Genomic DNA, 21,411 nt, shown 5'->3' with positions numbered 1-21,411 from the left:
GGATAATTTTTATGAAATCGCTAATTGATCATTTTGATATTGCTTCCTCTAAAGTGCAATCACTTGTGCAGGAAACGCTTCATCATGCTGATGATGGAGAACTTTACCTCGAGTACACAGAAAGCGAAGCCCTTTTATTTGATAATGGACAACTTAAAAACGGTTCTTTCCATCAAGATATGGGGTTTGGTATGCGTGTCGTTGCTGGAGAAGCGACTGGATATGCACACTCTAATGAATTATCAGCTGCTGCACTCAAACATGCTTGTGAAGCAGCTAAAGCTGTTACCTATAATAATCATGCCGGACCTTATAGTATAGCTCCTCAACAAACAAATAAGAGGCTTTATCAACCACATAATCCCCTTGATACCCCATCATTTGAAGAAAAAAGTGCTCTTTTGCAAAAAATTGATGCTTATTTACGAGCAAAAAATGATAAATTGCATCAAGTAACTGTTTCTCTTTCTGGCTCACTACAACATATCGAAATTTTACGTGCAGATGGATATTTGGTTCGTGATATTCGTCCCCTTGTACGCCTTTCTATATCCGTGGTTGCGGCTGAAGGCAATCGACGTGAAAATGGTTTTTATGGATGTGGGGGACGACAAGCATTTGATCAATTTATTTGTGAAGAAAATTGGAAACAAGCCGCGGATGAAGCCTTACGTATGGCTTTAACAAATTTAGAAGCAGAAGCAGCACCTGCAGGAACATTTGATGTTGTCTTAGCCAATGGATGGCCTGGTGTTATGCTCCATGAAGCTGTAGGTCATGGTTTAGAAGGTGATTTTAACCGCAAAAAAACATCTGCTTTTTCTGAACTTTTAGGACAACAAGTTGCGGCAAAAGGTGTTACAGTTGTTGATGATGGAACAATTCCTCATTGCCGTGGTTCTCTCACGATTGATGATGAGGGGACCCCTTCAGGATATAACGTTCTCATTGAAGATGGAAAACTCGTTGGTTTTATGCAAGATAGGCTTAATGCACGGCTTATGGGAAGTCAATCAACCGGAAATGGACGGCGTGAATCCTATGCTTGTGCCCCAATGCCACGAATGACGAATACAATCATGCTAGGAGGAGATAAAACACCTGAAGAAATCCTTTCTTCCCTTAAGAGTGGTATCTACGCTGTTTCATTTGGTGGAGGACAAGTTGATATTACTTCTGGTAAGTTCGTCTTTGAATGTACTGAAGCATACCGAGTAGAAAATGGTAAAATTGGTGCACCAATAAAAGGTGCAACTCTTATTGGAAATGGACCAGAGGCTATGAAACGTATCACAATGATTGGAAATGATAGTAAACTGGATAACGGTATTGGTATGTGCGGAAAAGCAGGACAAAATGTTCCTGTTGGTGTTGGACAACCTCATTTGCGAATCAATAATATGACAATTGGTGGAACTGCGCTATAAAAGAATAAGCTTACTCATTTTCATTCCTTCCAAGTATTGCTCCCTTCTCATCTACCAAGACGGTTTTTGGGGAGGGGATTCTGTTATAATATATTGATTTATAAAAATAATACAGCGCTGTTCATATTAAATTAAAACCTTGAATGCCATGGAATTCTTTTATTTCAAATCTGTGTATGTTGAATCAGTAAAACCATTGGTTTGTATGTTACAAGTAGAGAGTGCTGTATGGGATGAAACTGTACAAAAAACATGCCTCTTATGAATTATCTCAAATCCCAAGGGCTGTCACGACATTGGGAGATGCAAATATAGCGTTAGTGCCGGCTTTTTCAGATATACCCTCAAACATACCTTTTTCGTAATACGTTATTAGTCTTTTATGTGGGGAAATACTGTCTGTTTCATAATAAAAAAGTTTAAAGTAAAAACACTGTCTATATTTAGTGCTCTTAATTTCAATAAGAAAAAGGTTATTATTGTGATAAATTTTAGAGAGATTTTTATAATAATCCCCAAGTAAACTTTTTTAAAAATCTTCATGGTGTAAAAAAATTTTTAAGCTAAAGTTTCCAGCCCTTCTTCTTTTTATTTTTGCTCAAAACAGCAACAACTTCAACATGGGATGACCATAAAAATTGATCAATTGGTGTGATTTTTTCTATTGTATATCCCCCTGCAACAAGGAGAGATAAATCACGCGCAAATGTGGCAGGATTACATGAAATTGCCACAACACGTGATACTGTTGCCTTCGCCAGTTCACGAACTTGTCCCTCTGCACCAGCACGAGGAGGGTCAAAAACAACACTCTCAAAACATTCAAGTTCCTTTACAGAAAGTGGATAGCGAAAAAGATCGCGTTTTTCACACGTGACTGTTTTTAAACCTGTTGAAAAACGTGCTGCTGAACTCAAATTTTCTAATGCTTTTTCATCATTTTCTACAGCATGAACATTCATCTTTTTAGCCATACGCAAAGCAAATGTTCCTACCCCTGAAAACAAATCAAGAGCATTCTTTGCTTTTTTTAAATGAGTCAAAATAATGTTGCCCATTGCATTTTCAGCTTCGCAGGTTGCTTGAAGAAAACCACCAGAAGGAAATTCAACACGGACGTCTCCAAAATAAATCACTGGTTTTTCTCGTTCAATCAAAACTTCACCGTCAACAGACAAACGTATCATCCCATACGAAAGAGCTGCATTGATCATTTCCTGACGAAGTGACTCATGGTGTATAATGCAATCGCTTAAAGCAACATCTAAACCATTTTGAACACGTGTGATCGTAACATGAAACCGTTTGACAGAGCTGCTTAGAAAAGCACAGAGCTCTCTGATATTACGCAACTGAGAAATAAGCTCTGGATGGCTGACTGGACATTCCTCAAGAGCTATAATCTCATGAGAAAGATAACGATTAAAACCAACTTTTTGACCTTGTGGAGTCACGGATGCTGTTAGAGTCACCCGCCGTCGGCTATAGGGTTTACACTCTATTAAAGGTGCAACAACGCTATTAATTCCATACTTTTTCAGCGCATCAACAACCAATTGTCGTTTCCATACGCGATAAGCATTAGCACGCCAATGTTGAAGCGTACAGCCTCCACATTCTCCAAAATGCTGACAAAGAGCGTCAACGCGTTCTGGTGATTTTTCTTTTAATGCTATATATGTTGCATATTTTCCATGAACAATAATTTCAGCACATTCTCCTGGTAAAGTAAAAGGAACATAAACAAAGCCATACGGTGTCTTGGAAGTACCATAACCATTTGTTTCGATATGGTCGATGATGACATTGTCACTCACTGTTTCTTTTCTCCAAATAGTAAATATTCCATATTGCCATCACCTCCTGTAATAGGAGAAGGAAGTAAACCTTTTGCACACCATCCTGTTTGCGTATTGAGCCAAACAAAAAGTCCTTCAGCGGTTTCTTTCGCTCTTGATGGATCTAATATTCCTCCCTTACCAAGGTGTTTACGACCAACCTCAAACTGAGGCTTTACCAATAAAACAGCTTGGGCGCCTTTTTTGGCTAAAGACAAAACGGGAGGCAATGCAAGTTTGAGAGAAATAAAGCTAACATCTGAAACAATAAGATCAATTTCCCGCCCGCCTAAATGTTCCTGTTGAAAATCTCTAACATTCAAGCCTTCTAATAAGGTTATAGCACAACTGCCCAATAAACGTTTATCAAATTGATGATGCCCAACATCAACAGCAATGACATGGGCTGCTCCACGCTCTAAGAGAACTTGTGTAAAACCACCTGTTGATGCCCCAACATCAATGGCTGTCACTTTGTCCGTTACAATCGGAAATGCATCAAGTGCTGTAATCAATTTCAATGCTGCCCGCGAAACATAATTCTGCGCTGGATCACAAACAACAATCTCTGCATTCTCAAAAAAGGTTTGCCCCGCTTTACAAACGATTTCACCATTAACTTTAACAGTTTGGCGCATAACAGCATCACGTGCACGGGAACGTGTTGTAAAAAAGTTTTTTTCAACTAAAAGAATATCGAGCCTTTTTCTGGAAGCCATCTCATACTCGAATTTTCTATTCCATTCGAATCTCGCGTCCCACGACCGTTAACACCGTGTTGACAATACCCATAGCATCAAGCCCAATCGTTGAGAGAACTTTTTCTGGTGAACCATGATTCAAATATTCATCAGGAAATTTTAGTGTACGAACTTTTAAACCATGCTCTAAGAGCCCTTCTTGTGCTAAAAATTGTAATAAATGCGCTCCAAATCCACCGATTGCACCTTCTTCAATTGTCACCAAAACTTCATGCTCACGTGCTAAACGACGCATCAAATCCTTATCCAAAGGTTTTGCAAACCGTGCATCTGCAACCGTCGTCGATAACCCTTTAGCTCCCAACCTATCAGCAGCTCGCAACACTTCTGACATTCGTGTTCCAAAACAAACCAGAGCGATCCTATTTCCTTCACGCAGAACGCGTCCTTTTCCAATCTCTAATATCTCACCACGTTGCGGTAAATCTATACCAATACCTTCACCACGTGGATAACGAAAAGAAATGGGCCCCTGATCATAAGCTGCAGCTGTACGTACCATATGCATCAGCTCAAGTTCATCTGAAGGCGCCATAACAACAAACTCAGGAAGCGTAGCCAAAAAAACGATATCAAAACTGCCAGCGTGCGTTGCCCCATCTGCCCCCACAAAACCTGCTCTATCAATGGCAAAACGGACCGGTAATTTTTGAATTGATACATCATGAATAATTTGATCATAAGCACGCTGTAAAAAAGTAGAATAAATTGCAACAAAAGGCTTATACCCTTCACAAGCAAGTCCTGCCGCAAAAGTTACGGCATGTTGCTCAGCAATACCAACATCAAACATCTTTTCAGGAAATTTTTCTGCAAAAGAATCAAGCCCTGTCCCTGTTGGCATCGCTGCCGTTATGCCAACAATCTTATCATCATGGCATGCCTCTTCTACTAAAGCTTTAGAAAATACCTTGGTATAGGGTAAGATATTACTTGATGCCTTAACCTGTTTTCCTGTCGTGACATCAAAACGATTAACACCATGATATTTATCGGACGAGGCTTCTGCAGGTGGATATCCCTTTCCCTTATGGGTTACAACATGCACCAAAACAGGACCATGAGGGTATTCTCGAACATTTTTTAAAACAGGCAATAAATGCCCTAAATTGTGCCCATCTATGGGGCCAACATAATAAAAGCCAAGCTCATCAAATAACGTTCCCCCTACCAAAAGTCCACGCGCAAACTCCTCTGAACGACGTGCCTTGTCCCAAAAAAACTTTGGCAATTTTTCACTCAACATTTTTACGCGTTCACGTAAATGACGATAAGAAGGACGAGAGACTAACCGTGCAAGATGTGCACTCATAGAACCTGTAGGCGGTGCGATAGACATATCGTTATCATTCAGAATAACAATCAAGCGTGCATTCAAAGCACCAGCGTTATTCATTGCTTCATAAGCCATACCCGCAGACATTGCACCATCACCAATGACAGCAATGACTTTGCGTTTTTTCTCTTCTTTCAAAGCACTTGCCACCGCCATGCCAAGCCCTGCCGAAATAGAAGTTGATGAGTGCCCCGCTCCAAATGGATCATACACACTCTCTACACGTTTTGTAAAACCTGATAGCCCGCCCTCTTGACGTAATGTGCGAATTTTTTCTCTACGCCCCGTTAAAATTTTGTGTGGATAGGTTTGATGACCAACATCCCAAATAATCCTATCCTCTGGTGTATTAAAAATATAATGTAATGCAACTGTAAGCTCAACAACACCAAGTCCTGCTCCAAGATGACCTCCTGTTACAGAAACCGCATCAATCGTTTCGGTCCGCAACTCATTAGCCAACTGTACCAGATAAGACTCAGGTAATGCCCGCAAATCTTGCGGGAAACAAACACGGTCAAGCAATGGTGTTAAGACCTGAGACAAAAAAATTCCTTTCTATTATCTTAGCTCAAGAGAAAGCAACGATTAAAAATATATCTTTTCTACTCGTTTATTGAGAGCTTTACATCTTTTTTACTGAAAAATGCTCTTCTCTCTTTGAGATGATTGATGATCTTTTCCATTTTTAACTTATTTTATAAAAAAGAAATCAATAAAATTTGCTTTCTATAAACTAAGATTATTGCATCTCTTAGAGTCCCACAATAAATATCCCAAAATATTTAATATTATTGAGCATCAAGTGGCTCTACGCCTTCTGGAGAACCTTCCTGTGAAAGCTGAATTTTTTCAACTTTGGCTTCAGCAACCTTCAAGAGTTTTTCACAATGTTTTTTAAGCGCTTCACCACGTTCATAAATATCAATGGATTGTTCCAAAGGCACATCGCCACGTTCTAAGTTTTCAACAATAACTTCAAGCTGCTTAAGCGCTTGCTCAAAGCTTAAAGTCGTAATATCCCCCTCTTGTATCTCTTTTTTCATATGAACCTCAAAAAATATCTGTTCTAGATATACGAATTCCAAAACTTTCTAAACCTGCATAATGATGCTCTTTAGAAGCATAAATAACAACAGAGCCTATTCCTAAATATTTCAAAATTTGCGAACCTACACCAATTTTGCACCATTCTTCTTCGCGTTCAATCGCCTGCACATGGTTTTCTAAAACGTCTCTTGCCATGTTTTGAATGCCCATAGTTGATTGTATAACAGATCTTTCACGCAAATAAACAAACACACCACGTTTTTCTTTTTCCATCATACGCTGCATCATCACCATAATATCTGAAGATTGACAAAAAACGTCATTTATAATGTTTTCATGATGAAAATGCACAGGAATGTCCTCACCCTCACGGATATCACCAAAAATAATCGCGATATGCTGAACAGCTTCCCAAGGGAGTTGATAACTTTGAATAATAGCCGGACCTACAGGTGTCTCAATCGGCATTTCTCCAACATGCTTGATCAATATTTCTTTACGCTGACGGTAAGCAATTAAATCTGCAACCGTTATGATACGCAACCCATGTTCTTGTGCAAATTTTGTAATCTGATCGCCATGTTTAACGCTCCCATCATCATTGACCAATTCACCGATAACACCAACGGGGGGCAAACCAACTAATTTACATAAATCAACAGCAGCTTCTGTATGACCTGAACGCATGAGAACCCCCCCTTCATGCGCGATCAAAGGAAAGACATGTCCTGGACGAACAAAATCATCCGCACTTGCATTCGAATTAGCAAGATTACGCACCGCTAATGTACGATCGTGTGCTGAAATCCCCGTCGTTATTCCATGTTTAAAATCAACAGTCACAGTAAACTGGGTACGATGCGCAGAATCATTATCTAGTACCATAGGAGCAAGATGAAATCGTTGTGCTTCTTTTTTGGGCATAGGTGTACACACAATACCTGTTGTGTGACGAAGAATAAATGCCATCTTTTCTTCTGTACAATGCGCTGCAGCAACCGTTAAATCACCTTCATTTTCACGGTCATTATCATCTGTCACCACAACAATTTCACCGCGTTCAAAAGCTTTCAGCGCAGAAACAATTTTTTCTTCATTATACGCCATTATTCACCTTCTCAATCACCCCACTTGACCGCGATGTCTTAAATAATGATCAGCAAGTGCACAAGCAACCATCGCTTCACCAACAGGAACGGCACGAATCCCAACACATGGATCATGGCGTCCCTTCGTTATAACGTCTACATCATGACCATCAACATCAATGGAGCGACGAGGCGTTAAAATTGATGAAGTAGGCTTTACAGCAAAACGTGCAATAATTGGCTGTCCACTCGATATTCCTCCTAAAATACCACCCGCATGATTGGATAAAAAAAGTGGTTTTCCATCATTTCCCATACGCATTTCATCGGCATTTTCTTCTCCCCTCAAACGGGCTGCCGCAAAACCATCACCAATTTCAACCCCTTTTACCGCATTAATTGACATAAGTAAGGAGGCAATGTCTTGATCAAGTTTTGCGTAAATAGGGGCGCCTAAACCTGCCGGAACATTTTCTGCAACGATCTCAATAACCGCACCAACAGATGTCCCATCTTTACGGATTTTACGGATATAATCACTAAAAATCTGAACCATCTCTGCATCTGCTGTAAAAAAAGGATTATTCTCAACCTCTGACCAATCCCAACGATCACGATTAATATGATGGGGACCAATTGCTATCACAGCTCCTCGTACAACTAAATGAGGCACAACTTTACGCGCCAATGCACCAGCCGCAACACGCGCTGCTGTCTCGCGTGCTGAAGCACGTCCTCCCCCTCGAAAATCACGAATGCCATATTTAACATCATACGTATAATCTGCATGACCAGGACGATATTGATGAGCGATTTTTCCATAATCTTGAGAGCGTTGATCTGTATTTCGAATCAACAGAGAAATTGGTGTGCCTGTTGTAACGAATGTTGTCCCGTCTTCCTGAGTAATCGCTCCTGAAAGGAGTTCTACTTGATCTTGTTCTTGGCGCTGCGTTGTATATTTAGATTGCCCGGGTCTACGCTTATCAAGATAAGCTTGAATTTCTGCAAGAGTAAAAATAATTCCAGGTGGACAACCATCAATGACACAACCAAGAGCAGCTCCATGACTTTCACCCCATGTTGTTACACGAAACAAATGACCAAATGTATTATGCGACATGAAAAAAGATCCGTTTCTCTGTCAAATATACGCAAAGACAATACATGTTGAGCTATACACAAAACAGCTCTTTATTCCAAAATATTCTTGGTCGTTTTAAATTTTGTCAAATCACCGCTGTCCAATACGGGTCCTTAAACCAAACTTATTCTTTAACGACAGAAATATCTGGTGCATCAACGGCTTTCATACCGATGATATTATAACCTGAATCGACATGATGAACTTCACCGGTAACAGAACGAGACAAATCCGAAAGAAAATAAAGGGCAGAATCACCTACCTCTTCAATTGATACTGTACGACGTAAGGGAGCATTATATTCATTCCATTTTAGAATATAACGAAAATCACCAATACCTGAAGCCGCTAAGGTTTTAATTGGTCCAGCAGATATCGCATTAACACGAATATTTTGAGGACCTAAATCTACCGCTAAATATTTCACGCTCGCCTCAAGAGCTGCTTTAGCAACCCCCATGACATTATAATTGGGAACAACCTTTTCCGCACCATAATAGGTTAATGTTAAGATTGAACCACCCTCTAACATCAACTTTTCTGCACGCTTCGTTAGCGCTGTTAGGGAATAAACCGAAATATTCATGGTCATCATAAAATTTGATTCGCTGATATCAACATAACGACCACTTAATTCATCTTTATCAGAAAAACCAATAGCATGAACTAAAAAATCAAGTTTGCCCCATTTCTTCTCTATGGCTCTAAAGACCTCATCAATAGAGGCACTGTCAGAAACATCACAATGTCCACAAACAAACCCATTTAACTCTTCAGCCAAAGGCTCAACACGCTTTTTCATTGCTTCACCCTGATAGGTGAAAGCAAGCTCTGCCCCTGCAGCATTCGCTGCTTTAGCGATTCCCCAAGCGATGGAGCGATTATTGGCCAACCCCAAAATTAAACCACGTTTACCATACAACAAACCATTACCCTTAGCCATCAGCACTGCCCCATTGTTACTTAAAATTAATATTATTCATCTGCCTATGACACAGGTCAACTTTTTCTTCAAGTAATTGGTTTAAAATCAAACAAAAACTACGCTTTGTATGCATAAAAAATTTTAAAAATTAATCTTTTTGCGTTTGCAAAAACTGTTCTAGCGCTGCATTTTTACCTTCCGGCAACATAACACGAACATGCACATAAAGATCATCTCTTGTACCATTTTTTAAACGAAGCCCTTTTCCTTTCAACCGCAAAACGCGATCAGAACTTGACCAAGCAGGAATCGTTAAAACCACACGTCCCTCCAATGTCTCAACTTCTTCTTTTGCTCCCAAAACAGCATGTTTAAGAGAAACGGGTAAATCAAGATGAAGCGCCCTTCCTTCAACTCGAAAACGAGGATGTTTTTGAATCTGAATGGTAATCAACGCATCTCCTGCTTGTCCATGAGGAACCTCTTCTCCCTGACCTTTCAAACGAATAGTTTGCCCATCTTCAATATAATCAGGAAGTTTAATGTTTAACTTTTTTCCATGAGGAAAAACAACTTCCACCTTTTCTGCGCCAACCATCTGCTCTAATGTTATGGTAAGATTAGCGCGAACATGAGCTCCTTGTTGAGGACGATTATAGTGTGTGGAATTCGAAAAGCTACCTCCTCCTCCAAACAGATCGCGAAAAATATCACTCGCATCAAAACCTGGCCCCCCTGAAGAGGAAAAATCAAATCCTTTCGTTCTTCCGGAAAAGGGATTTTGTTTATTGTTAAAATTTTCACCAGCACCATAGGCTTGATAAAGCGGTCTGCCTTCCATATCAATTTCACCGCGGTCAAATTGTGCCTTTTTATCTTTATCACCTATAATTTCATAAGCCTGATTAATTTCAGCAAATTTTTCTTTAGCCTTTGCATCATCTTTATTGTGATCTGGATGATACTTCTTTGCTAACCTTCTAAATGCTGATTTAATCTCTTGCGGTTTTGCGGTACGTGCCACACCCAGAATCGTGTAGGGATCACGCATATTGCCCTCTTTTCAATTTTTTCGTTTTCAAAATATCAACGGATATGTTGCTCAATACCCCTCATAGCTTTATCAGTCTATTCTAGAGAATAATTTCCTCTTTTCTTTTATATGTCTATCAAGAAACTAAAATACCAGATAAAATGAGATATTTATTTAATATAGCTTATTGTCGTCTATGCTAAAGACAAAAATAACGAGATCACCATAAAAATACGCGTTAAAAATATATGAAAGCATTCACTTTTTGAAAATAAGAAAAAATGGTACTTTACTTCTTGATGAAAAAGTAAATGAGAAAATGTCCCATGCTCACTGACATTTGGAGACACTATGAGCGATAAAATACCAACAGACGATTATTTTATGCAAATGCAAAAACCTTTTGAACTTTTTGCAAAGTGGCTTGAAGAAGCAGCGATCAGCGAAATAAATGATCCGAATGCTATGGCACTTGCAACAGTTGACGAAACCGGACTCCCTAATGTTCGTATGGTTCTCCTTAAAGACTATAGTCCTCAAGGCTTCGTCTTCTATACCAATTATGAAAGCTGTAAAGGGCAAGAAATTTTAAAATCAATGAAAGCATCCTTAGGGTTTCATTGGAAATCGCTCCGTCGTCAGGTTAGAATAAGAGGAATTGTTGAAAAAGTCAGTCAACAGGAAGCTGATACCTATTTCCAATCACGCCCCCGTGGGAGTCGCATTGGAGCATGGGCATCTAAACAATCTCAACCATTAGAAAATCGTTTTGTGCTCGAAAAAGCAATTGCTCAATATACTGCACGTTATGCTCTAGGCAATATTCCACGGCCACCTTATTGGTCTGGTTTTCGTGTTAACCCCCTTTCTATAGAGTTCTGGTGTGATCGCCCATTTCGTCTACATGATCGTCTGCTTTTTACACGCGATTGTGTTGAACAAAACAATTGGAAAAGACAAAAACTCTACCCATAATCCTTCAAGCTTCATTGTTCTGAGTTTTTTCCTAACGGCTAAATGATTATTTTCTATTTGCAAAATTCTTAAAAGAGATGACTTCTTTCATTGAAAGAAGAATTTTATTTTTACGATAAAAGTTGATTGATAATATTCTCTATCGCTTGAAGCTAGGTTAGCAATAAGCTAATTGAAGAAAAAATGCTGTATTCAGCAAAAGCTACGATTTTACTTTTGAATTTCTGATAAGCAAAGCAGTAATATTTAAATGCAGCCTAAAATAAAACAGTCGCAATATAATTTGATTCTGATGAATAAATAGAAAGTGCACTTTCAATTAAAAAAGTTGTCTATTCCTTCTAAAACCTATTTTTATTTCAATAAATTTAACAAAGCCGTTATTTCAAATAAGAAAGTTCTAGAACAAAACCAATCGTAAAATACAATCAAACTGTGAAAATGAAAAAAATAATAAACTTTAAAATCAATGAAAGTATCTTTGCATTTTCATTCCTCTCCTCATCAGTATAGAATGTATGACTTTAGCTAACGCGTTGTTAAACTGTAGGATAAAATATCATCCATAGATCACCACAGACTAAACCAGCAAAAATCAAAAAACCAATAAGCGAATTAGACTTGAAAAGCCTGAGACATTGTGAACTGTCATCTATATCAATGACTTTAATTTGAATAAACATATGAATGCTTGCCGCTAAAATCCCCAAAAAACTCAAGAGAGGAACTTTAGCCAAATAAAATGCTAAACTAACGAATATGACAAAACCACCATACAGAAATACTAAAGCACGCTTAGTTCCTTTACCAAAGAGAAGTGCCGTAGAACCGATACCAACAGTAGCATCATCCTCTTTATCTTGATGTGCGTAGATTGTATCGTATCCTATGGTCCACAAGATTGATCCCACATAAAGTAAAATTGGTGCCCAGCTTAAACTTCCAAACACAACAGCCCACCCCATTAATGCTCCCCAATTAAATGCAACGCCTAAAAAAAACTGCGGCCAATAGGTGACGCGTTTCATAAAAGGATAAAATGCAACAGCTATCAATGACGAAATACCTAGAAAAAAACTAAACGTATTAAATTGTGATAAAACACCTAAACCAACCAAACATTGCACAAGTATAAAAACTTTTGCCTGAAACCGACTCACATGACCCGTCGGTAATGGGCGAGAACGTGTCCTCTCTACCTGAGAATCGATTTTATGGTCAACAAGATCATTCCAAGTACATCCTGCCCCTCGCATAGCGATGGATCCTAGAAAAAAAAGAAAAAGATACCAAACCCAATGAAGAAATATTGGTAAAAGAGGTTTATCATGCATGTCATGAGAGAGAAAAGCCATTGTTGTTGACCAAAAACAAGGCCACATCAACAATTGCCATCCGATAGGCCGATCCCAACGCGCCAATTGCGCATAAAACCATAAAGAACAGGGAAGAAAATTATAGACCCATTGATTGGAGGATGCATCCATAACCCGTCCTTGGCTATCATAGGACTGAACAGGTGCGATATTTTTATTTTTTTTCATCAAATGATTTACCTTTAGTCTTGCGATAGAGACATTTCATTCTTATGAGAAGGAAATGAGATTAATCATCTTTTATGAGAGGAGCAAGCCATGAATATTCTTCTTATTGGTTCAGGTGGACGAGAACATGCTTTAGCATGGAAGATAGCAGCATCACCACTGCTGAAAAAGTTATATTGCGCTCCTGGAAATCCTGCAACAACAGAATTTGGTGAAAATATTAATTTAGACATTGATGATCACCCCCTTGTTATTGATTTTTGTAAAGAACATTCTATTGATCTTGTGATTGTGGGACCAGAAGCACCATTGGTTTCTGGTATAACTGACTCTCTTAATAGGGCTAAAATCTGTGTATTTGGTCCTACTCAAAAAGCTGCTCAACTAGAAGGTTCAAAAGCTTTTACAAAAGATTTATGTCGTAAGAATAACATTCCTACAGGAAGTTACCAATGCTTTAATGATGCGGCGAAAGCCAAAGCTTACATTCATCAACGGGGGGTTCCTATTGTCATTAAAGCAGATGGCTTAGCAGCTGGCAAAGGTGTTGTGGTTGCAACAACGATAGAAGAAGCATTTAACGCAGTCGATGCCTGCTTCAAAAGTGCCTTTGGAGATGCAGGAAACAAAATTGTTATCGAATCTTTTCTTGAAGGTGAAGAAGCAAGCTTCTTCTGTCTTTGTGATGGTAAAATTGCTCTTCCCTTTGGATCTGCTCAAGATCATAAACGTGTGGGAGATGGAGATACGGGAGCGAACACCGGTGGTATGGGAGCTTATTCACCAGCGCCCATTATGACCGAAGAAATGGTGAATCGTACCCTCAAAGAAATTGTTGAACCTGCTTTAAAAAGTATGCACGAAATAGGTGCCCCCTTTAAAGGCATTCTCTTCGTCGGATTGATGATAACGCAAAAAGGACCCGAACTCATTGAATTTAACGTACGATTCGGTGATCCCGAATGTCAAGTTTTAATGATGCGCCTCAAAGATGATATTCTACCGATATTTCTTGCCGCAGCTCAAGGAAAGCTTGAAAATAAACCTCTTCAGTGGTCCGATGAAACTGCTCTTACTGTTGTTATGGCTGCTCATGGTTATCCATCCTCTCCCCAAAAAGGAACTGTTATCCGTAACGTTGATAAAGTAAACACGCTTCCTGATGTAAAAGTTTTTCAAGCTGGTACAGCATTGCGCAATGGAGAACTTATTGCAAATGGAGGACGTGTTCTCAATATAACAGCAACAGGAAAAACCATTACGAACGCACAAAAACGTGCTTATGAAGCAGTTGATTGTATTGATTGGCCAGAAGGCTTTGTTCGTCGTGATATCGGATGGCGAGCCATTGCCCGAGAAAGCTAAATCTTTTGGTATTCTTTTTTATGATTTGATTCTTTCACCTAACAGCACGATACGCTAATTTTCTTATTATTTTATCTTGACCATAACTTTGAAAAAAATAAGTATATTTTCCTTAAAAAAGTAAAATACCTAAAAAAGAATGCGCTTCATGTTATTCACGAACAAAGCAATATCTCTCATGCTCTTTCTTTCCCTTCACGATCTTAACCGTGAAGAGTATAAGCCCATTCTGCAATCTTAACTAAATAAAGATAAAAACCCATACTATCGTTGTACCCAACGCCCAATGTTATCGATAACCCTTGTTATTTAGAAAACTTATCAGGAAGTTTTTGTTTTTTTAATGGTTCTCACCCACATGGGCGCATCCCTTCCTTGTAACGTGCAAGAAAATGATTTTGATTATAAGAGAGAAACGAAATGGCAATATTATATTCCTAGCTCTCATGCAATATAACAAAGTGATTCATTATTTTTATAAATCAATAACTTGCTTTACAAAAAAGGAAATTAAAAATACTCCCAGCCATCTGCTCGTGTTTTAACGATGTAGCAAAACTAAAAATTACATCATTAATAAAAAAGCATTGGATATAATCAATTTCTGCTGCCAATATCTACTGTCAAAAAAAACTCTCATTTGCAATCCTTGACTTCCTCTTTGCCTTAAAGAATGAAGACTCCTAATAGCTCCAGCCTTCACACAATTAAGCTTCTTATTGAGTGGCCTCCTCTTGAGTTTTCCCTGAAATTTACACTCATATGTTTCACTGACATAACGTGACAAGAAAACTGGAGAATATTCACCACGTCCCCTAAAAACACTTCATGTAGCGAAGCCTATATACCTCGCATTATCACGCTGAATAACAGCGCTTCACAGCTCAACAAAATCAATGCTTATGATCGCATAAAAATGAATACATATTGATATTACTGAAGTGCAATTCGATTCGCAATCACTAAACGCAAACCTAACGGGTTGCTATAACGAAGTGAAAAACGCTTTTGTTTAGAACGTGGCGTTGCATAAAAAAAATGATGTAAATCAGAACGATCTTTTACAACCACGATGCGATTATCTTCATTAATCATAAGCATGGGAAGATTATAAGTATCTGCCCATAAACGCCAATCCAGAAGAACATTATTCAAATCTCTGGAAACCAAAAGCGGAATACAAGATTCCTCATCTGCATGAAGTAACTCTAATGCAACAGCTCTTTCTCCTGAACGCGTTTTTACGGTACGTGCCGCAATTCCTTTGAAATGACAAGGGGGGACTAAATGCGATAAACTTGAAAGCTTATCCATTTTAAAAAAAACACCGCGCTCATTTAACGAACAAATGACCTCATTGCCCGTTTTGGATGAAAAATATGTCGTCGTTTGTGGCAAATGGCACGGATCTAACCGAAATTCAAGCACCGCTTTTGCCTGATTAAAGCATTGATTAGCCATATACAGTGTCCCAATTTAACTTAGATAACATACACCTTTTAGCAGCTTTTCCTCATTGGATTATTAAAAGTTTGAATAAAAAACAACAGATTTCTTTTTTGGTTATTAAAACCTAAATAAAAATATAGACCAGCATTCTTGAATTATAATACTTTTCTAGGATTCATGATTCCTAAAGGATCGAGTATTCTTTTAATCCCTCGCATAATATCCAATGCGACAGGCGATTTAAAAGAACGAAGTTCTTCCCGCTTAAGCTGACCAATTCCATGCTCAGCAGAAAATGCACCTTGATAGTCCATCACTAACCTATGAATGCGATGATTCATTTTTGACCATAACTGCAAAAATGCTGTCGTATCAGCACCTATTGGTTGTGTAATATTATAATGCAAATTTCCATCCCCCATATGTCCAAAACAGACCACCCGTGCGCCTGGAGCAATATCTTCAACAATAAGAGCTGCCTTAGCAATAAAATCAGGAATGGAAGCAAGTGGTACTGCAATATCGTGCTTAATAGACCCTCCCGCCAACTTCTGTGCCAATGATATACTTTCCCGCAATTGCCAAAAAAAATCTTGCTGTTTTAAGGATTGCGCAACAATTGCATCTTCTATCACCGCCCTCTTTAAGGCTTTTTCTAATATAATGCTCAACACAGATAAAGCTTCATCATCGCCTTGCAACGATGAAATGTTCATTAATACATACCATTCATGTTTCTGTTGGAGGGGAGACTTCTCACACATCTTATAATCTAAAGCCATTTGAAAACTGAGATTTCCCATGAACTCAAAACCCGTCACCATCCCTCCTCCATATTCTTGAGCCAGAGATAAAAACTCAAGAGCCTTCGCTGGACTATATAATCCTACCAAAGCAATGGCTTTACCTTTTATTTTTGGAAAAATCTTCAAAACGGCTGCAGTTATAACGCCTAATGTACCTTCTGCTCCAATAAAAAGATTTTTCAAATCATAACCGCTATTGTCTTTTTTAACAAAGCGCAAATCATCCAAAAGGCGACCATCCGGTAAAACAACTTCTAAACCAAGACAAAGATCACGCATATTGCCATAGGCTAAAACAGCAGTCCCTCCAGCATTTGACGAAAGATTTCCTCCTATTTGGCAAGAACCTTCAGAAGCCAAAGAAAGCGGGAAAAAACGGCCCGCTTCATCCACTTTTTTTTGTAAATCCTGTAAAATAACACCCGCTTCTACAACAACAAAATTTCCCTCAAGATTCATCGCTCTAATCTTATTTAATCGCTCCATGGATAAAAGAACGCTCTCTCCTCTTTCATCTGGTTGTTGCCCCCCTACGAGCCCTGTATTTCCACCCTGAGGTACAATTGGTGTGCGTGTTTGGCTCGCTAACTGCATAATCAATGAGATTTCTTGCGGTGAAGATGGACGTAAAAGTAAGGGTGTTTTGCCGTGAAAAAGTCCTCGCTCTTCAAGCAAATACGGCGCAATCAATGCCTGATCTGTTATAGCATACTTGGCACCAACAATTTCTTTAAACCTTTCAATTAATTCCTGCTCCATGTTCATTTCTCCCTTGGAGCCGCAGCCCGTATAAGACGATCATTGATCGCTTCCCCTAGTCCCCATGAAGGAATAGGTTCTACCGCAATACATCGCACTTTAAATGAATCCAGCTCCTTCATGTATTGAAATAAATGAGAAGCTGCTTCTTCCAACGTTCCTCCCTCGCTAAGATTTAAAATAAAAGCGGCATTTTCAGCCCCCATAACGCGCTTTGGACCAAATGCTAAAAGCGCTTCACCATTTTCCACCTTTTCTACATTCAAACGAATCGCGGCATTGGGCGCATAATGTGTCTTTAACATTCCTGGAGCTTCAATCGCCGCCCTTTGATCTATCCGTTTTAAAGACCTTCCCACAACTTCTTCAATTTTATCAGCCGCAAGCCCCCCTGGACGCAAAAGATAAATCCTTTCACCACAAATCTTAATAATCGTTGACTCAAGTCCTATTTTAGCAGGTCCTCCATCCAATATCAAAGGAACAGATTCCCCCAAAGATGTAAAAACAGCCTCAGCCGAAGTAGGACTAAGACGCCCCGATTGATTCGCACTAGGCGCAGCAAGTGGACGCCCCAAACATTGTACAATTTCCGCAAAACGACTGTCTGGAAAACGAATAGCCAATGTATCCAAACCGGCAGTCGTTAAAGGATGGATATTATGCTGTTTCTTTAAAGGTAAAACCAATGTCAAAGGACCAGGCCAAAAAACCTCCATTAAGCGACGCGAAAGAAAATCAATTTCAACATAGCGTTCCGCCATTTCGATACCGTTGACATGCGCAATAAGAGGGTTAAATTGCGGACGCTTTTTTGTAGAAAAAATAGAAGAAAGTGCCCTTCCATTGGTTGCATCGCCCGCTAATCCATAAACAGTTTCCGTTGGTAACGCTACCAACCTGCCTTGTTCAAGAAGCGTTATTGCTTCTTTTATCGAAACGCTATTGAGCGGTCGAATCGTCATGATACATCATTCCTATAACGCTCTTTAAGTGGGGCAAAACTATAGCGATGTAGCCCTACAATTGGACCATATTTATCAAGAGCCCTACGATGGGCTAATGTTGCATACCCTACATGCTTCTCTAAACCATAATTTGTGTAAACTTGTCCTGCACACTCCATCATCCGATCACGCGTTACTTTCGCAATAATAGATGCTGCTGCAATTGAAACCGAACGCTGATCACCCTTAATCAATGCCATTGCAGGACAGGGCAACTCAGAGGGGATATCGCGTCCATCAACAAGTACATAGTGGGCTGGAACAGCTAACCCTATAATACAGCGACGCATTGCTTCTAAAGTTGCTTTTCTAATATTAGATTGATCAATTGTACGGGCACAAAGACTAGCGATTGAAGCGGCTAATGCACTTTGCAAAATTTCATGATAAAGCCTATTTCGTTGGAGAAAAGAAAGCTTTTTTGAATCATTTAACCCATCAGGAATACGATCTTTATCCAAGATAACTGCTGCCGTTACCACAGGACCAGCGAGAGGTCCCCGTCCTACTTCATCAACCCCTGCTACATGAAAAAAACCTTGTTTCTGCAAACCTAATTCGCACAAAAAATTTGGTTGAAACGACAAACTAAACCTCTTTGATAAATCACAAATACAAAAAACATACACCTATTTCTGCAACCTGCTTATTTTTTGTAAGCGTTACAGTTTTAAATAGCTTTTCAAACATTGCGTAAACTTTTGCACAAAATATAGAAATAAAAAAAGAGTACCCTATCATCTATTTTCGCTTCTAAAAGATTATTCTCGCATGTATTCATTTTATCTAAAAAACAAAAAATAGATTTCTTTAGTACCCCTCTTCATTATGTATAGTAGAGTCAGGACAAAATGAAAGCTATTTATTTCTCAAATAGTTCCTAAAGTCATGATCGATTTTACAAACCAATTTGGGTGCATTGATTTGATCAAAAGAGCTGCCTGTTGCGCTGTTTGTTGATTTTTAAAAATGCCAAAACAAGTTGCTCCCGTTCCAGACATACGAGAAAAAAGAGAACCACATTCATCCAATATAGATAGCACTTGTGTTAACTGAGGTGCCATTTTTAATGCCGGAGAAAAAAGATCATTACGCGTTTCTTGTAAAGCTTCAACCAATGAATCAACGCTTTTTAAAGCGATTGGATCAATTTTTAAAGAAGGATGATGGCGCTTGTCTAACGCTTTAAAAACAGCTTGTGTTGAAATCTCTTGTCCATGATTAACCAATACTATCGCAAGAGAACAAGCTTCTTTTAGTTGTATAATCTCTTGGCCAATCCCTTTAACCAAAAGTGGCTGATGATATTCCAATGCAAAAAGACACATGGGGACATCAGCACCAAGGACTAAACTCATTTTTGCTAATTTTTCAAAAGGGCAATCAAGATTCCATTGTTGACGCAATATACTGATAACCCCTGCGGCATCGCCTGAGCCACCACCAATGCCTGAAGCAACAGGGAGTGTTTTTACAAGACGAAAAAAAGTAGGGTGTGCCCCTTCAGGGAAAGTCTTATGCATAAAGTCCCGTGCGCGAACAACCAAATTATCTGGATGAGATATAAGTTCTTTCGCAAACGGTCCCGTTAAAACAAACTGATCACTTTCACAAGGTTCATAGTGTAGATAATCACCGCTAAGACTAAAATAAACTAAACTTTCGATTAAATGATAACCATCAGCACGTTGCCCTACAACGTGCAGAGCTAAATTCAATTTAATAGGTGTAAATACATGAGACATATCTTTGGAACGAAACTTGTACATCCGATATCATATGACGTAATATTCACTTTTATAGGGCTCTTTTACAACAATCTCCCTTTTATTCATACTTTTAACACCAGCCCTATAAACAGTTCGAAATATTCTTCATTTTTTCTAAACAAACAGCAAATATTACGAAAAACTCTCACATAAAATAGATGACACGTTCTCATTGGTATCGTTTCAAGCCTTTATTTCTTCTAACATCTGTTTTTTAGATAAAATCCCCTCTTGCTTGAATGATCCCCGTCTATCACAAACCGTAACGTTGCCAAAGTGCCCGCTCTTCTGCTGCCATCAATGCACTATCAACAGCTGTATAAACCGTATGAGCCGTCACTCCTGAAGGCGCTTTAAATCCTAAAAAACTTTTTGGAGGTGTAATCAATCGAAGTTTTGCATCACTACCAAAGCGCTCTTTAATGACAGAACGGACATCATTCAACCCGTCAATAAGACCAAGTTCAACGCTTTTTTTCCCACTCCAAAACATTCCTGTAAAGAGATTCGAATCATCTGATAATTTTGTCGCACGCCGTTCTTTAACTAAATCAATAAAAGTTTGATGCACTTCAAGTTGGAGAGATTTCAAATGCTCAATATCCGCCTTTTTTTCAGGCTGAAATGGATCGAGTGTAACTTTATTCTTTCCTGCTGTGTAAACGCGCCGCTCCACACCAATTTTCTTCAAAAGTTCCGGAAAACCAAAGGAAGCTGAAACCACCCCAATGGAACCAACAATCGAAGAAGGATCTGCAAAAATTTCATCCCCTGCACAAGCAATCATATAACCACCCGATGCTGCGATATCTTCAATAAACACAAGAACCTTTTTATTTTTTTCTTCTGCCAAATCACGAATACGCTTGAAGATAAAACGCGATTGTACAGGTGATCCTCCAGGAGAATTAATAATAAGTGCAACAACCGGTGACTTTTTGTGCGCGAAAGCCTTCTCTAAAAGATTGGCACATCTACTGAGGGAAAGCGTACGCGATATAGATGATGAATCCATAATTGCCCCTTTAAGGCGAACAACAGGAATTTCAAATTTATTGGAGGAAAAACGGCGTTGAATAAAATTTTTTAAAACATCTATCAAAACAAAATCTCCTTAATTTAAGAACAATTAAAT

17 protein-coding genes and 1 pseudogene are annotated in these 21,411 nt (G+C 38.9%); 3 read left to right on the top strand and 15 right to left on the bottom strand.

Annotation, left to right across the window (positions count from 1 at the left end; genetic code table 11):
• Nucleotides 1-11: 11 nt before the first annotated feature.
• Nucleotides 12-1,427 (top strand): metalloprotease TldD, encoded by a 1,416-nt coding sequence (gene tldD, locus BTR_RS03110; RefSeq protein WP_012231191.1) that lies wholly within the window; start codon nucleotides 12-14, stop codon nucleotides 1,425-1,427.
• 563 nt (nucleotides 1,428-1,990) lie between these two features.
• Here the strand turns inward: tldD and BTR_RS03105 are convergent.
• The 8 genes from BTR_RS03105 to BTR_RS03070 all read right to left on the bottom strand — a co-directional run bounded on the left by BTR_RS03105 (nucleotide 1,991) and on the right by BTR_RS03070 (nucleotide 10,620).
• Entirely contained in the window at nucleotides 1,991-3,244 is a 1,254-nt protein-coding gene (locus BTR_RS03105; RefSeq protein ID WP_012231190.1) for a class I SAM-dependent RNA methyltransferase, read from the bottom strand.
• Nucleotides 3,241-3,984, bottom strand: a complete 744-nt coding sequence (locus BTR_RS03100; protein WP_012231189.1) for a TlyA family RNA methyltransferase — start codon at nucleotides 3,982-3,984, stop codon at nucleotides 3,241-3,243. The genes BTR_RS03105 and BTR_RS03100 overlap by 4 nt, the downstream gene beginning before the upstream one ends.
• Nucleotides 3,985-4,000: 16 nt before the next feature.
• The gene (dxs, locus tag BTR_RS03095) at nucleotides 4,001-5,908 is read right to left on the bottom strand and encodes a 1-deoxy-D-xylulose-5-phosphate synthase (RefSeq protein ID WP_012231188.1); all 1,908 of its coding nucleotides are present in this window, start codon (nucleotides 5,906-5,908) and stop codon (nucleotides 4,001-4,003) included.
• Nucleotides 5,909-6,153: 245 nt separating this feature from the next.
• On the bottom strand, nucleotides 6,154-6,408 hold the full coding sequence (locus tag BTR_RS03090) for an exodeoxyribonuclease VII small subunit (RefSeq protein ID WP_005773944.1): 255 nt from the start codon (nucleotides 6,406-6,408) through the stop codon (nucleotides 6,154-6,156).
• Between the two features lie 7 nt (nucleotides 6,409-6,415).
• The gene (ribB, locus tag BTR_RS03085) at nucleotides 6,416-7,519 is read right to left on the bottom strand and encodes a 3,4-dihydroxy-2-butanone-4-phosphate synthase (protein ID WP_012231187.1); all 1,104 of its coding nucleotides are present in this window, start codon (nucleotides 7,517-7,519) and stop codon (nucleotides 6,416-6,418) included.
• A 15-nt stretch (nucleotides 7,520-7,534) separates the two neighbouring features.
• On the bottom strand, nucleotides 7,535-8,623 hold the full coding sequence (gene aroC, locus BTR_RS03080) for a chorismate synthase (RefSeq protein WP_012231186.1): 1,089 nt from the start codon (nucleotides 8,621-8,623) through the stop codon (nucleotides 7,535-7,537).
• Nucleotides 8,624-8,768: 145 nt separating this feature from the next.
• Nucleotides 8,769-9,587 (bottom strand): enoyl-ACP reductase FabI, encoded by an 819-nt coding sequence (fabI, locus tag BTR_RS03075; RefSeq protein ID WP_012231185.1) that lies wholly within the window; start codon nucleotides 9,585-9,587, stop codon nucleotides 8,769-8,771.
• 130 nt (nucleotides 9,588-9,717) lie between these two features.
• Nucleotides 9,718-10,620 (bottom strand): DnaJ C-terminal domain-containing protein, encoded by a 903-nt coding sequence (locus tag BTR_RS03070; RefSeq protein WP_012231184.1) that lies wholly within the window; start codon nucleotides 10,618-10,620, stop codon nucleotides 9,718-9,720.
• A gap of 333 nt (nucleotides 10,621-10,953) precedes the next feature.
• On the opposite strand from BTR_RS03070, the gene pdxH reads away from it, so the two are divergent.
• Nucleotides 10,954-11,577 (top strand): pyridoxamine 5'-phosphate oxidase, encoded by a 624-nt coding sequence (pdxH, locus tag BTR_RS03065; protein ID WP_012231183.1) that lies wholly within the window; start codon nucleotides 10,954-10,956, stop codon nucleotides 11,575-11,577.
• Nucleotides 11,578-12,116: 539 nt separating this feature from the next.
• Here the strand turns inward: pdxH and ubiA are convergent.
• Complete coding sequence (gene ubiA, locus BTR_RS03060; RefSeq protein ID WP_012231182.1) at nucleotides 12,117-13,121, bottom strand: 4-hydroxybenzoate octaprenyltransferase; 1,005 nt, start codon at nucleotides 13,119-13,121, stop codon at nucleotides 12,117-12,119.
• Nucleotides 13,122-13,211: 90 nt separating this feature from the next.
• Between ubiA and purD the strand changes: the two genes are divergently transcribed.
• Nucleotides 13,212-14,486 (top strand): phosphoribosylamine--glycine ligase, encoded by a 1,275-nt coding sequence (purD, locus tag BTR_RS03055; RefSeq protein ID WP_012231181.1) that lies wholly within the window; start codon nucleotides 13,212-13,214, stop codon nucleotides 14,484-14,486.
• A gap of 933 nt (nucleotides 14,487-15,419) precedes the next feature.
• Here the strand turns inward: purD and BTR_RS03050 are convergent.
• The 6 genes and pseudogenes from BTR_RS03050 to BTR_RS03025 form a co-directional block, all read right to left on the bottom strand.
• On the bottom strand, nucleotides 15,420-15,947 hold the full coding sequence (locus BTR_RS03050; RefSeq protein ID WP_012231180.1) for a DUF6101 family protein: 528 nt from the start codon (nucleotides 15,945-15,947) through the stop codon (nucleotides 15,420-15,422).
• A 143-nt stretch (nucleotides 15,948-16,090) separates the two neighbouring features.
• The gene (locus tag BTR_RS03045) at nucleotides 16,091-17,500 is read right to left on the bottom strand and encodes an FAD-binding oxidoreductase (RefSeq protein WP_012231179.1); all 1,410 of its coding nucleotides are present in this window, start codon (nucleotides 17,498-17,500) and stop codon (nucleotides 16,091-16,093) included.
• A 2-nt stretch (nucleotides 17,501-17,502) separates the two neighbouring features.
• Nucleotides 17,503-18,465 carry an L-threonylcarbamoyladenylate synthase gene (locus BTR_RS03040; RefSeq protein WP_012231178.1) on the bottom strand — a complete coding sequence of 321 codons (963 nt, stop codon included), beginning with the start codon at nucleotides 18,463-18,465 and terminating at the stop codon, nucleotides 17,503-17,505.
• Nucleotides 18,462-19,136 (bottom strand): ribonuclease HII, encoded by a 675-nt coding sequence (locus tag BTR_RS03035; RefSeq protein WP_012231177.1) that lies wholly within the window; start codon nucleotides 19,134-19,136, stop codon nucleotides 18,462-18,464. Before BTR_RS03035 ends, BTR_RS03040 begins: the two co-directional genes overlap by 4 nt.
• A 240-nt stretch (nucleotides 19,137-19,376) precedes the next feature.
• Nucleotides 19,377-20,286: pseudogene (locus BTR_RS03030) on the bottom strand (4-(cytidine 5'-diphospho)-2-C-methyl-D-erythritol kinase).
• A 243-nt stretch (nucleotides 20,287-20,529) separates the two neighbouring features.
• The gene (locus BTR_RS03025; RefSeq protein ID WP_012231175.1) at nucleotides 20,530-21,378 is read right to left on the bottom strand and encodes a S49 family peptidase; all 849 of its coding nucleotides are present in this window, start codon (nucleotides 21,376-21,378) and stop codon (nucleotides 20,530-20,532) included.
• Nucleotides 21,379-21,411: the final 33 nt, after the last annotated feature.

It is taken from the genome of Bartonella tribocorum CIP 105476, assembly GCF_000196435.1.
Lineage (GTDB): Bacteria > Pseudomonadota > Alphaproteobacteria > Rhizobiales > Rhizobiaceae > Bartonella > Bartonella tribocorum.
The sequence above is the reverse complement of the archived record's forward strand: the minus strand, read 5'-3'. Positions and strand labels throughout refer to the sequence as shown.

What these genes read in the sequence shown, in the direction of transcription:
- tldD (WP_012231191.1), top strand. Translation starts at nt 12, where the DNA reads ATGAAATCGCTAATTGATCATTTTGATATTGCTTCCTCTAAAGTGCAA.
- BTR_RS03100 (WP_012231189.1), bottom strand. Translation starts at nt 3,984, where the DNA reads ATGGCTTCCAGAAAAAGGCTCGATATTCTTTTAGTTGAAAAAAACTTT.
- BTR_RS03090 (WP_005773944.1), bottom strand. Translation starts at nt 6,408, where the DNA reads ATGAAAAAAGAGATACAAGAGGGGGATATTACGACTTTAAGCTTTGAG.
- ribB (WP_012231187.1), bottom strand. Translation starts at nt 7,519, where the DNA reads ATGGCGTATAATGAAGAAAAAATTGTTTCTGCGCTGAAAGCTTTTGAA.
- aroC (WP_012231186.1), bottom strand. Translation starts at nt 8,623, where the DNA reads ATGTCGCATAATACATTTGGTCATTTGTTTCGTGTAACAACATGGGGT.
- fabI (WP_012231185.1), bottom strand. Translation starts at nt 9,587, where the DNA reads ATGGCTAAGGGTAATGGTTTGTTGTATGGTAAACGTGGTTTAATTTTG.
- BTR_RS03070 (WP_012231184.1), bottom strand. Translation starts at nt 10,620, where the DNA reads ATGCGTGATCCCTACACGATTCTGGGTGTGGCACGTACCGCAAAACCG.
- pdxH (WP_012231183.1), top strand. Translation starts at nt 10,954, where the DNA reads ATGAGCGATAAAATACCAACAGACGATTATTTTATGCAAATGCAAAAA.
- ubiA (WP_012231182.1), bottom strand. Translation starts at nt 13,121, where the DNA reads ATGAAAAAAAATAAAAATATCGCACCTGTTCAGTCCTATGATAGCCAA.
- purD (WP_012231181.1), top strand. Translation starts at nt 13,212, where the DNA reads ATGAATATTCTTCTTATTGGTTCAGGTGGACGAGAACATGCTTTAGCA.
- BTR_RS03050 (WP_012231180.1), bottom strand. Translation starts at nt 15,947, where the DNA reads ATGGCTAATCAATGCTTTAATCAGGCAAAAGCGGTGCTTGAATTTCGG.
- BTR_RS03045 (WP_012231179.1), bottom strand. Translation starts at nt 17,500, where the DNA reads ATGGAGCAGGAATTAATTGAAAGGTTTAAAGAAATTGTTGGTGCCAAG.
- BTR_RS03040 (WP_012231178.1), bottom strand. Translation starts at nt 18,465, where the DNA reads ATGACGATTCGACCGCTCAATAGCGTTTCGATAAAAGAAGCAATAACG.